The 11,689-nt window shown below is 53.0% G+C and carries 8 protein-coding genes; 5 read left to right on the forward strand and 3 right to left on the reverse strand.

Annotated elements, in window-relative coordinates:
* Positions 1-51: 51 nt before the first annotated feature.
* Positions 52-867 (reverse strand): ATP-binding cassette domain-containing protein, encoded by an 816-nt coding sequence (locus tag NST84_RS11675; RefSeq protein WP_342565732.1) that lies wholly within the window; start codon positions 865-867, stop codon positions 52-54.
* 383 nt (positions 868-1,250) lie between these two features.
* Between NST84_RS11675 and NST84_RS11680 the strand changes: the two genes are divergently transcribed.
* Both NST84_RS11680 and NST84_RS11685 read left to right on the forward strand, forming a co-directional pair.
* Positions 1,251-1,742 carry a DinB family protein gene (locus tag NST84_RS11680; protein ID WP_342565733.1) on the forward strand — a complete coding sequence of 164 codons (492 nt, stop codon included), beginning with the start codon at positions 1,251-1,253 and terminating at the stop codon, positions 1,740-1,742.
* Between the two features lie 99 nt (positions 1,743-1,841).
* Complete coding sequence (locus NST84_RS11685) at positions 1,842-3,998, forward strand: CotH kinase family protein (RefSeq protein WP_342565734.1); 2,157 nt, start codon at positions 1,842-1,844, stop codon at positions 3,996-3,998.
* 602 nt (positions 3,999-4,600) lie between these two features.
* On the opposite strand, the gene NST84_RS11690 is transcribed toward NST84_RS11685, so the two are convergent.
* A complete protein-coding gene (locus NST84_RS11690; RefSeq protein WP_342565735.1) occupies positions 4,601-5,059 on the reverse strand; it encodes a DIP1984 family protein in 459 nt (152 codons plus the stop codon).
* 86 nt (positions 5,060-5,145) lie between these two features.
* Positions 5,146-6,849: an ABC transporter substrate-binding protein gene (locus tag NST84_RS11695; RefSeq protein WP_342565736.1), complete on the reverse strand. Its 1,704-nt coding sequence runs from the start codon at positions 6,847-6,849 to the stop codon at positions 5,146-5,148.
* Between the two features lie 112 nt (positions 6,850-6,961).
* On the opposite strand from NST84_RS11695, the gene NST84_RS11700 reads away from it, so the two are divergent.
* From NST84_RS11700 to NST84_RS11710, 3 genes are all read left to right on the forward strand, one after another.
* Positions 6,962-8,470, forward strand: coding sequence for a DUF4173 domain-containing protein (locus NST84_RS11700; protein WP_342565737.1), 1,509 nt, complete (start codon positions 6,962-6,964; stop codon positions 8,468-8,470).
* A gap of 118 nt (positions 8,471-8,588) precedes the next feature.
* Positions 8,589-9,287, forward strand: coding sequence for a cyclic nucleotide-binding domain-containing protein (locus NST84_RS11705; RefSeq protein WP_342565738.1), 699 nt, complete (start codon positions 8,589-8,591; stop codon positions 9,285-9,287).
* Positions 9,288-9,598: 311 nt separating this feature from the next.
* On the forward strand, positions 9,599-11,296 hold the full coding sequence (locus NST84_RS11710) for a methyl-accepting chemotaxis protein (RefSeq protein WP_342565739.1): 1,698 nt from the start codon (positions 9,599-9,601) through the stop codon (positions 11,294-11,296).
* Positions 11,297-11,689 lie beyond the last annotated feature (393 nt).

Here is an 11,689-nt window from a genome sequence, read left to right on the forward strand (position 1 = left end):
CTCCTGAAAAAGTTGATAAGTAACGGCTCCTTTATGAGGCTGCATGCCCGGTTATGTCAGTGCCAGATCGTTGTACATGGCGGCAATCATCGCATCCGTATTGACCTTCGTCACAACCTCAGGGGCGTATTTCTCCTGCAGTCCGGCCAGCTTGCCGTCATAGAGCAGCTTGCCGTGCCCGATCACCATCACCCGCTCGCACAGCGCCTCAATATCGTCCATATCATGGGTAGTCAGCAGCATGGTAACTCCATGTTTACGGTTCTCTTCCTTCAAAAAATTGCGCAGTGCCAGCTTGGACACCGCATCCAGCCCGATCGTCGGCTCATCGAGAAACAGGATCTTCGGCCGGTGCAAAAGCGATGCCACCAGCTCACAGCGCATCCGCTGCCCCAGCGACAGCTGGCGGACGGGGGTTCGTAATAGCGCTTCCACACCGAGGGTTTGCGTCAGCTCGCCCAGTCTGATTTTGTAATCGCCAGCCGGGATCGCGTAAATATCCTTCAGCACGTCAAAAGAATCCGCCACCGGCACATCCCACCACAGCTGCGACCGCTGTCCGAACACGACCCCGATCTTGGACACATGCTCCACCCGGTTTTTCCAGGGGACTTTGCCGAGGATGGTGCATTCGCCGCTGTCCGGTGTCAGAATCCCGCTCATCACCTTGACCGAGGTGGATTTGCCGGCGCCGTTCGGGCCGATGTAACCCACCAGCTCACCCTCAGCAATATCAAAGCCGATCCCGCCGAGCGCCTCCACCTCCGTCACATTCCGCATAAAAGCTCCCTTTAAGAGCCCCCATTTGCCTTCCGGCCGTTTGTACACTTTAAAGCTTTTTTTAATATTCCTGAGTCTGATTTGCATGTGATCCGCCTCCTTCGCGCAGATGATCATATCATTACTTGGATATAGGAGACAGCGGCGCATAACGCCTTGTAGTTCCATCGCTGCTGGCAGCGGGGGGATAAAGGTTCTTTTTTCTCCGTTTTCCATAAAAATGCTTGCCAGGTTGACATTTCCGTGCTATATTAATTTTATAGTTAACGCAGGAAAACTAGATGTTTTTTTTGTATCATGTACATAATGAATTTACGTACCGGTGACCTTGGTTGCCGGTATTTTTGCGTTGTCTGGGCACGCTGGCAGCTGCTGCTGTTATAATCATTTTTCCCCTCGGACACGAAGAGCCGCTGTGATACACTGAATTCTAAGGTCTTGTTTAAATGTAAAATACCGGGAGGGTTAAAATGCAGACATTGTTCCGCTACAACTGGATGGTCCGTGAAGAGTGGTATAAGTGGTGCGAAACGCTGAGTGAAGATGAACTTCTGCAGCCAAGAACCGGCGGAGCCGGCGGCATTCTGAAGACACTGTTCCATATCGCAGATGTGGAGTGGAGCTGGATTATGGCGATGCAGGGCAAGCCTGATTTTGAAGAGGATTTTGCGGAATATAGTACCCTGAGTAAGGTAAAAGAGCTCGATGCCCGCTTCCGGCCGGAGGTCGAGGCGTTTGTGCTGGGCTGGCATGAGGGGCTGGAGCGTAATATTTTTGTGGATAAGCGTTATGAAGGAGAAAAGGTTACAGATGCCTGGGGCGAGATCATGCGCCACATTATCGCCCACGAGATCCATCATATCGGACAGCTGTCAGTCTGGGCGAGAGAGCTCGGGCATACGCCGGTATCGGCTAATGTGATTGGACGCGGGCTGCGGGAGACGTTGCCGGGCAAGGGATAAGCAGGGGATTCAGCCTTTTTTCAGGTTCGTATTTTAAGCTTTTACACAGGCTTTACAAAAATACGAATCTGCACAAGAGGAGGAATACACATTTTGCGAATGAAGAGGTTGTTCAAGAAAGTGATGCTGACAACATTGTCGCTTGCGGTAGTAGCATCGGTGGGAGGCGTTACGGGCAGCCCGTCTGCAGCTTTTGCCGCTGAAGCAGGGGTAAGCCAGGCCTATGAATCCCTGTTCACACCGGATAAAGTGATTAATGTAAAAGTGACGATTGACGATGAGGACTGGGAGAGCATTCTGGCCAATCCCCTGGAAAAAGAATATAAAAGTATAACGGTAGATGTGGATGGTACGGTGCTGGAGAATGTGGGCTTTTCAACCAAGGGTAATCTGACCCTGAAGTCGGTGGCGGCGATGACGGACTCCGACCGGTACAGCTTCCGGCTGAAGTTCGACAAGTATGACAAGACACAGACGCTGATGGGCCTGGATAAAATGGTGCTGAACAACAGCTACTCGGACCCGTCGTTCCTGCGGGAGTATCTGCACTATGAGGCGCTGCGGGCGATTGGTGAGGATGTGCCGCTGACGGTGTTCACGAATCTGTATGTCAACGGCGAGCTGTATGGTTTCTATATTGGTGTTGAGTCCGTGGATGACAGCTATCTGGAGCGTAATTTTGGTGAAGATGCGGATAGCGGCGTTCTGTATGATACCGAAGAGAAAAGCTATCTCCAGTATGAGGAAGACGGCGAATATGAAACATTGACGTATGACGCCGGCACTGAGGATGATAAAGCCTCGCTGAAAAATTTCATCAGTGTGCTGAACGCCATGCCGGACGGGGAAAAAGGCGAGATTGAGAGTGTGCTGGACGTCGATTCCGCACTGAAATACATTGCCGCTAATGCCGTGCTGGGGAACTACGACAGCTATAACGGCGATAAAGGCCATAACTATCTTCTGTACGGAGATGCGGCCGGTAAATACACCGTCATTCCGTGGGATATGAATATGAGCTTTAACGGGTATTCCACCGGTGGCGGCGGAGGAAGAATGCAGGGCGCGGCTGGAACAGCTGGAATTGCGGCTACCGGTGCAACCGCTGCTGCTGGAACGGACGGTACATCAGCCGGAACTGCAGGAGTAAGTATTACAACGGGCACATCTGGTACAACTGCAGCAACATCCGCAACCAATGCCGTGACTGCTTCGGTCGATACACCGACACTCGGCATCGATGTGGATCAGGTACCGCTGATTGGCAATCTGCTTGAGGTGCCGGAATACAAAACGAAGTATGACGGTTATGTAGCTGAGCTGGTAACTTACCTGGAAGGTATCCAGGACCGGATTACCGGACTTGCCACATTGATCAGACCTTACGTTCAGGCTGATCCGACCAAGTTCTACACGATGGATCAGTTTGAGAACAACGTGGCTTATACAGCCGATACTATGGGCAGCGGCGGCATGATGGGCGGCGGAGCCAATATGATGCCTCCATCCGGTACGGATGGAACCCCGCCGGCGCGGCCTGATGCTGCAGCGGCCGGACAAGCCGGCACGGCTGGCGGGACCACGGCAGCCGGAGCAACAGCTACCGGCACAGCGGCGGCAGGCAGTACAGCAGCTGCGGGAGGAACGGGCGCTACCGCACCGGCAGCTGCCGGTAACCAGGGCGCAGGCGGCGGACAAGGCATGGGCACGATGGCCGCAGGGTCACTGATGACCTTTGCCCTGAACAGGCTGGCCAATCTGCAGGAGCAGCTGGGTCTGGAGGTTACGCCGCTGCCGGAGGTTGTGGCAACCAAAGGCAGCACGGCAACGGCTGGAACGGCGGGTACAGCCGGCTCGGCCGGCTCTACATCAACAGCAGCTTCCTCCGGCAGCAAGGCGATTACAGTTTCGCTGAACGGCTCCGCTGTCAGCTTCCAGGATCAGCTTCCGCTGAACAAAGACGGCCGGGTGCTTGTACCGGTCAGTGCAATTTTCAATGCGCTGGGCGCTGAAGTGACTTGGGATCAGACCGCGAAGAAGATCACTGCCGTAAAAGGCAGCACAACCATTACGATGACCATCGGCAGCAAAACCGCGTACGTCAACGGAACAGCCGTTACGCTGGACGTCCCTGCCCAGATCGTTAATAACCGGACGCTGGTACCGGTGCGGTTCATCTCCGAAGGCTTGAACATGGATGTGAAGTGGGACGCTGCGGCTCAGACTGTTACAGCAACGGATAAGGTTGCAGAATAGCCGGGCAACCGTAGATGAGAAGAATACAAGAATTACCGTACTAAGATGGTTTGCATAATCACCACAAGAGGGTGCTGCACAGTGTGGCGATGGGAACTAAGTGGAAATTCGTCATCTATTTCCGGGCAAAATGCCGGGAGGAGGAATCTAGTTGGAATAACGTCACTTAATTTTACTGTTTCCGCTCCAAATGGGGAATATAGCCGAAAATAAGTAGCAATTTTCCATTTAATCTCTAGAAGTGAGCGGAAATGAAGAATCTAAGTAGCAAAAATCCAACTAAACGTTGAACAGTGACGCCCTTACTAACACAAAAGCGGCAGCCGGAAGGAACACTTCCCGGCTGCCGCTATTTTTACGCCTATTGAAGCTAACAAGTCCCCGAACCCGCCCTCACCGGAAGCATACATCAGCACATGGTAGTTAACATTTAAACAAATTCAGCCTGGTTACATGCTATCGCGCACTCTTGTTACATTATTGGGCTAATTAGTTAGGTTATAGATGGCCCTGCTTCTATCTTTGGAGGTCCAACATACCCTGTTGGCGGGTTGTGCTCACCTGTATGTGTCCGGCTACCAACTTGCCTTCATATATTACTATTACTCTATCAGATCCGTGCTCCAGTTCTTCTCCTGAATCCGGAAATCGAGCTCACGGTATTGCTTGGACAGTTCGTCGACTTCCTTCTGCAGGGCAGTGACTTCAATCGTTGTATAAAATTTGACCTCCTGCCGGCCGTAACGCTCCTGTTTGATCGAAGCTTCATTAAGCAGCTCATTCAAGATATTGCGGTGCTGCATAATCCGCTCCCGTTCAGCCAGTGCCTCTGACAGGGTGAGTTCAGCATTGAACGGACTCAGGGAGTTCGTTTTGTTGATCTTCTTCACCCAGACCGCGAGTTCATCCAAGGTCAGCTTCAGCTCCTGAAGCAGCTCAGCCGGCGGCTCGGAAGGCTGATCTCCTTCCTGAACCTTAATGACTCTTCCGAGGCGCTGCTTCAGCTGCGCCACCTTCCGCTGGCAGTCTGCCCGCAACACAAGTGCTTCTGCTAGTCTCATTCCATATCTCCCTCCGCTATAAACATAGTAATCTTAATATACCCGAACTACAGCTGGATTTACCAATTTTGCTCATAGAACCAGAGTTACAGCTCAGGCGGAAACCACAAATGGCGCAGATCCACCCAGCCCTGGCTGTTAAAGGTAACCCCGCGGACAGAGGGGAGGTAGGCGGTTTCAGCCGGTTTTTCGTACAAAATATGCAGCTGATGCTTCTCGCGCAGGCTGTCCTCAATTTCCCGGAAGCCTGCCGCTCTGGCTTCATTATCCGGCTCACGGGCGATCAGGCGCAGTCTGCCCTCGATATCTGCCCGTGTCCGCGGCTCCAAATGCTGTACCATAGTAGAGTAGAGGTCGAACAGCCGCAGCTGCTCATCCTGATCACGTAATAGCGAGAAGACAATCAGGTCGGCCTGCAGGCGCACCGGACCTTTGAATTCTTCCGGAGAAACGGATAATACGCGGCAACAATATCCGCAGCCGTTCAGCTTTGCGGCGACCGCTTCGGCATCTCCGGCATACTGCGGAATCGTTGCAATCTGCAGTGCCGTTGCAGCGGCATCATTACCTGCACGGACAGTATCAGAATCAACCGGAGACTTGCCAAGCGAATCACTCCCGGCGCTCAGGCAGGCAAGTACATCCGCGCGGATCAGCGGGTCGCTGAGCGGGCCTTTTTTCTTTGTATTGCAGGTCACGAATTTACGTACCGAATAATCCGAATGAATCCGGCTCCATTCAGCTGAACTGCCGGCGGAAGGATTGTGGACGATATGAAATGCTGAGCTTGTCTCTGGTGCAGCTGTAGCGATGTTCCACGGAACATGAAGAATCTCCACCCGGTCCAGGTGGGCCCGGCCCTGAAAATAATAAGGAAACACCTCCAGCGTGCACAGGTCCTCATTCATCTCCACCAGCTTGAACGGGCCGGTCCCTACGGGTCTGCGTCCGAAGCTGCCGGCCAAGGCTGTCTCCAGATCACGCGGCACAATTGCCGCCCGGCTGGTACACAGGAAAGGGAGAAACAGCTCGTTCGGCTGCTTCAGCAGGAAACGCACGGTTCCCGGATTAAGCGCCTTCACTTCCCAAATGTCTTTAAAAATGTTGCTGTACAACATCCGCTGCGAGGTTATCATCATCCGCTCGAATGAAAAGACAACATCCTCAGCGGCGAGTACTTTTCCGTGATGGAACAGCACATCCTTGCGCAGATGGAAGGTCCAGACAGTGCGCGGCTCATTGGTATCCCAAGTGTGGGCCAGGCCGGGGTTAATCCGCTCTTGTCCGCCGCTGCGGGCCACCAGACCGTCAAATATATGGCTGGACACAAAGGACTCCGCCAGCAGATTCATATACAGCGGGTCCAGATTATGCAGCTGCTGCCTGACCGGAAGCCGCAGCGTATCAATCCGCTTGTCACTGCGCTGCTCGGAGTGATAGCCGAAATAGGCCAGCAGCCAGCCCTGCAGGGTATCCTGCAGAGAGGAAGAGCGGGCATGCCCGCGGATGCCTTCGACGGCGGTGCGGATGTCGCTGCTGCTGATAGCCTGCATCATGGAGCTCAGCGCAACCTCTTCGGCTCCCGCGAGGAACTTCAGAGAGGAGCGCCGCCCCCGCCCCCGGCTGGGGGTCCAGCAGATCCAGCCCTGTCCGGCAAGCTTGTTAATGACATTTAGCGCGTTGCGGTGGGTGCAGCCCAGTGTATGGGCCAGCTCATCCAGGGTAACGGAAGCTTCAGCAGCTCCGCCATGCCGGGAGTGCAGCTTCAAAAATTGGCTGTGCAGCTTCATTCCAGCAGCTCCGTTCAATAAAATAGGAAATGAGAAGATTATTTTTTCTCTTTTTCTTCTTATTTTATCAGCTAGAATCAGGTTAAGAAAGTGAAAACTGGAGGGAGTTCCCATGGAAGAGAAAGTTCCCATTATTCCGAGGTCTGCGCTTTCCGCGCTGGCTGCGGCACTGCTGCTCGCAATCGTGCACCAGTATTTATTTTATGCACAGAAGCCCGGAGTTTCGTATCCGATTTTTGTCGTCCTGTTCTATTGTTTCATGCTGTACTATGCGAGGGAGCAGCTGCGTCCGCTGAAATGGTTCGACTATGTATGGCTGACAGCCATTTTTCTGCTCGCGATGACCTTTATGCTATTTTCCAGCTGGTTTTTCTTCGGGCTTAATTTCCTGGTGCTTCCGGGGCTGATTCTTTTACATATGACCTATCTGCTCAGCTACCGCCGGCCTTCCTGGAGCGGAATTCAGCTGGTTGGCGCGGCGCTGGAGCATTTTTTTGCCCAGGGTCCGCGCCACTGGCCTACAGTGTTCACCACAATCCGCAAATCTGGCGGAGAAGGCATGAAAAACGAACGTAAACAAGTCTACCTTAAAGTGCTGGCCGGTCTGCTGATTTCCTGTCCGCTGCTGCTGATCGTAGTCTCGCTGCTCTCCTCGGCAGACGGTGTTTTCCACCAGATTCTCAACAAATTCCCGGAGCTGCTGGAGCGTATTTCCTTCAGTGAAGGCTTCGGCCGGACGCTGTGGAGTGTGTTGCTGGGAATCGGGTTGTTCAGCTATTTATGGGGGTTTGTTGCATACAAACGCACAGAACGGCCGGTTATCGTACCGAAGGAAGGGGAACCGCAGATGGAACCCTTCGAGTTCTCTGTTGATCCGGTAATTGCTACAACCGTCCTGATGGCCGTTAATGCAGTCTATGTGCTGTTTGTAAGTGTCCAGTTCTCCTATCTGTTCGGTGCATGGGAGGGGGCCTTGCCGACGGGAAGTACGTATGCCGATTATGCGCGGAGCGGATTTTTTGAGCTGATTATGGTGACGTCGATTAATTTCGGCCTGCTCCTGCTGTCTCTACTTGCCCTGCCCAAGGCTAAAGCCAGACTGCTCGCTGTCATCCGCGTACTGCTGTATATTCTCGTTCTGTGCTCGGTAGTGATGCTGTATTCGGCCTACTCCCGGCTTGCTTTGTATGAACAGGCTTACGGCTATACAGAGATACGTTTTCTCGTGCATGCGTTTATGATCTTCCTGGGGTTGCTGCTGATTCTCGCGGCTGTGCGTATTAGCAAGAAGGATTTTCCGCTGATAAAATGGTACGTGGCCCTCGGTCTGCTCTCCTATGTTTTCATGAACTATATTGGAATGGACCGGATCATTGCCTCGCAAAATATCGCCCGGTATGAGGCCAGCGGAGATATCGATGCCGCTTACTTGAGCGGATTGTCTTGGGAGGCGGTTCCGCTGCTAATTGATTTCAGTAAACAGAATGATGATCTGCTCAAGCAGGAGCTTAGCAATAAATGGTCCCAGCGGGGAGAGTCGCAGCAGGCATGGCCGTCTTTTAACGTCTCCCAACACCGCGGGCAGCAGGCGCTTCAACAATATATAAATGCGTCAAAATAACCTTGAGACCGGCATCCTTTCGGAATTGTAGAGGGTTGTGTTAAAGTTAGGGCATCATGCTGGTGCTCCTGTGCGGAGCATAACCTTGTACAACGGCAAGTTTCAAGGAGGAAATACAATGCAGTCTATCATTGACCCGGAAGCTGTCCGGCAGCTTGCAGAAAGAAACGGTCTGGGTAAAATATTCAGCAGCGCTGACATTGCAGCGATGGAGCTGCGGCGCTACGGGGACGGTGATGTCATCTGCTCCGTCGGCGACCGGCTGGAAAGCATGTTCATTCTGATGGAGGGCAAGCTGAAGATTCATACGCTTTTGCCTAATGGAAAGTCAATGCTGGTGCGGTTCGCCAGGCCGATGTCCGTGATCGGGGATGTAGAGCTGCTGCGGCAATATCCGGTCAAAAATGAAGTGGTGGCTGTCGGCAGCAGCCTATTGCTCGTAGCCTCGCGGAAGATGCTGCTGAGGGAGCTGGAGGAGAATACGGCGCTGCTGCGCTTTCTGATGGGGGAGCTGAGCCACAAAATGTACACCCTCGGCCAGACCTCAGCGCTGAACCTGCTCTATCCGGTGGAGAACCGGTTTGCCAGCTACCTGATGTCCCTGTTCGAGGAGACCGTTGGCGGTCAGCGGGTCGAGGAGATCCGTACCTCCAGCCTGACCGAGACAGCGGATCTGCTTGGTACCAGCTACCGGCACCTGAACCGGATCGTCCGGCGCTTCATCGACGAAGGGATTATTGAGCGCAAACGCGGCAGGCTGAGCGTGCTGGATCAGACCCGGCTGGCCCAGCTGGCCAACGGGAATTTATACGAATAGATTTTGAAAGACTATGTATAAAAGAAGACCGCTATTTCCGGCATCTGGCCGGATATAGCGGTCTTTTTTGCGCGTGCCGCCGGACGCTCCGTTCGTTCAGCTAACGTTCAGTCCACACTCAGGCCTATTTAAGGCTCATTTAAGGCTAGGCATGTAGGATAAAGGGCATAGGAAATGTCTGGACACATACTAGCGGTGATAAGGACATTAGGCTGAAAGACTGGAGGATATGCACTGGGGCAGTGGTGAGGAAGTACATAAGGTTCAAATGGTTTGAGCAAAAAAGATTACATAATGGGGAGGCAACATTTATGTTAAGAGGAATTAGGGCAAAAATTCTGATGGGTTTTGCAGCCGTTATCATTGTTTTTATAGTCGCGATTGCCGGCAATACGCTGTTTCAGGGCAAGGCAACGATGCAGACGGAGCAGATTAACCGCAATTACAGCAAGCTGAATCTGGTACAGCAGTTAACGGATAAGATCCGTACAGCTGACGGGCTTGCCGCCAGATATGTAATGAGCAATACCGAGGGGGAGCGGACAACCTATCTGACTTCCTACGAAGCTATCATCCCTGAGATTACTGCAGCGATTACAGAGCTCCAGAATGCCGGGCTGAATGAAGCCGAGCTTTCCGGGATAACTAAGCTTCAAGGGGAATGGAGCAACTATTTGACGGTGCTGGAGGATGCCTTCGCGTTGGCTAAGGCAGGAGATTTCCCGGGTGCGCAAAAGGAGTTCACGAACCTCTCGCTCGATACGATTATTGATTCGCAGCTTGTGTTCGAGGACGTATTGAACAAAGAAATCACAGCGGCGCAGAGCCAGGCAGCCTCACACCGCGGTTCAGCAATGGGCATCAGCCTTGGATTAACAGGTCTGTCAGTGCTGCTGGCTGCGCTGATTGCCCTGCTCCTGTCAGGACGGATTCTGAAGCCGATCCGTGATGTAAACAGCCAGCTGCAGGAAATAGCCGACGGCAGGGCAGATCTGACCCGCAAGCTTACGGTCCGCACCAGGGATGAGATCGGGCAGCTGGCGTTGACCTTTAACCAGATGACCGGCAATCTGGGGAATATCATCGGGCAAGTGAGCAAATCGGCAGACAGCCTGGCAGCTTCTTCTTCACAGCTGACCGCTGACAGCGGAATGACAGCAGCTGTGACTGAAAAAATCGCCGGAATCATGGGCAGCGTAGCCTCCGGAACGGACAAACAGATGACCGATCTGCAGACCAATATGACAACCATACTGGAGATGTCCGCAGCGATTCAGCAGATTGCAGCAAGTGTGCAGGATATTTCAGACGCTTCAGTCCGCTCGGCTGATTATGCCCTTACCGGGGATAAGTCGCTGCAGGCTGCGGTACACCAGATGGCTTCGATTAATGATTCCATACAATCATTGTCCGGACAGGTTCTCGGATTTGTGAACCGTTCGCAGGAAATCGGCAGCATTGTCGAGGTTATCAAAGGCATTGCCTCACAAACCAACCTGCTTGCCCTCAATGCGGCGATTGAAGCGGCGCGGGCCGGAGAGCAGGGCAGAGGGTTTGCTGTAGTGGCTGACCAGGTCCGCAAGCTGGCTGAACAGTCTGGCGAATCAGCCGATCTGATTGCCAAAGTGGCCGCGGGTATCCAAAATGATGCCGAGAGCGCCGTCAAAACAATGAAGACCAGCATCAGCGAGGTTCAAGGCGGAACAGGTATTATCGAAAATGCCGGCAATGCCTTCGGTGAAATCCGTATCTCCATCGATTCACTGGCCGGACAGGTGCAGGAGGTCTCCGGTGCAGTCGAGGAAATTACGGCTGCTACCGATGAGATTGTCGAGTCCCTCCGCAAGGTGACGGAAATCTCAGAGACAACCGCCTCCAGTACACAGCATGTCTCCGCCGCTTCCCAGGAGCAGATGGCTTCCGTAGAACAGATTGCTTCCTCTGCCGGAACGCTTAGTACGATGGCTCAGGGTTTACAGGGGCTGGTGGCCAGATTCAATGTAGCGTGAAGCAGTGCAGAGGCTACTATTTGAAAAAGATCACATTCAAAGAGAGAGCTTCAGCGGGCTCTTGTGACCACAGGCCTCTGCCGGCAAAGGCAGGGGTCTTTCTATTGCCGTTCTTTTTTGGGGTAAAGGACCCTTCACGCGGCAAAAAGAATTCCATCCAGGTACGTTATTTTGCACATACTCCGCATAGAATCGGTCATCGATAACGGCCCGGCTATACCTTATATTATTACCATAATTAGTTAGCTGATAGCCTCACCATAAGTTCGGTCTGCCGATCCTGCGACTGCGGTTTGTGTTCTGCATTTATACGCAAGGGGCTAACCGTTCTTTTTGTTGTGTGCCTGCATGGTCTGAAGCAATTGCAATGACAGTCAGAGGGGATACGCAGCA

Origin of the sequence: Paenibacillus sp. FSL R7-0345, assembly GCF_038595055.1 — a bacterium.
GTDB lineage: Bacteria > Bacillota > Bacilli > Paenibacillales > Paenibacillaceae > Paenibacillus_AQ.

Bases quoted from the DNA above. Each gene is read 5' to 3' on its own strand.
- NST84_RS11695 (WP_342565736.1), bottom strand. From the start codon at position 6,849: ATGAAGCTGCACAGCCAATTTTTGAAGCTGCACTCCCGGCATGGCGGA.
- NST84_RS11680 (WP_342565733.1), top strand. From the start codon at position 1,251: ATGCAGACATTGTTCCGCTACAACTGGATGGTCCGTGAAGAGTGGTAT.
- NST84_RS11690 (WP_342565735.1), bottom strand. From the start codon at position 5,059: ATGAGACTAGCAGAAGCACTTGTGTTGCGGGCAGACTGCCAGCGGAAG.
- NST84_RS11710 (WP_342565739.1), top strand. From the start codon at position 9,599: ATGTTAAGAGGAATTAGGGCAAAAATTCTGATGGGTTTTGCAGCCGTT.
- NST84_RS11700 (WP_342565737.1), top strand. From the start codon at position 6,962: ATGGAAGAGAAAGTTCCCATTATTCCGAGGTCTGCGCTTTCCGCGCTG.
- NST84_RS11685 (WP_342565734.1), top strand. From the start codon at position 1,842: ATGAAGAGGTTGTTCAAGAAAGTGATGCTGACAACATTGTCGCTTGCG.
- NST84_RS11705 (WP_342565738.1), top strand. From the start codon at position 8,589: ATGCAGTCTATCATTGACCCGGAAGCTGTCCGGCAGCTTGCAGAAAGA.
- NST84_RS11675 (WP_342565732.1), bottom strand. From the start codon at position 867: ATGCAAATCAGACTCAGGAATATTAAAAAAAGCTTTAAAGTGTACAAA.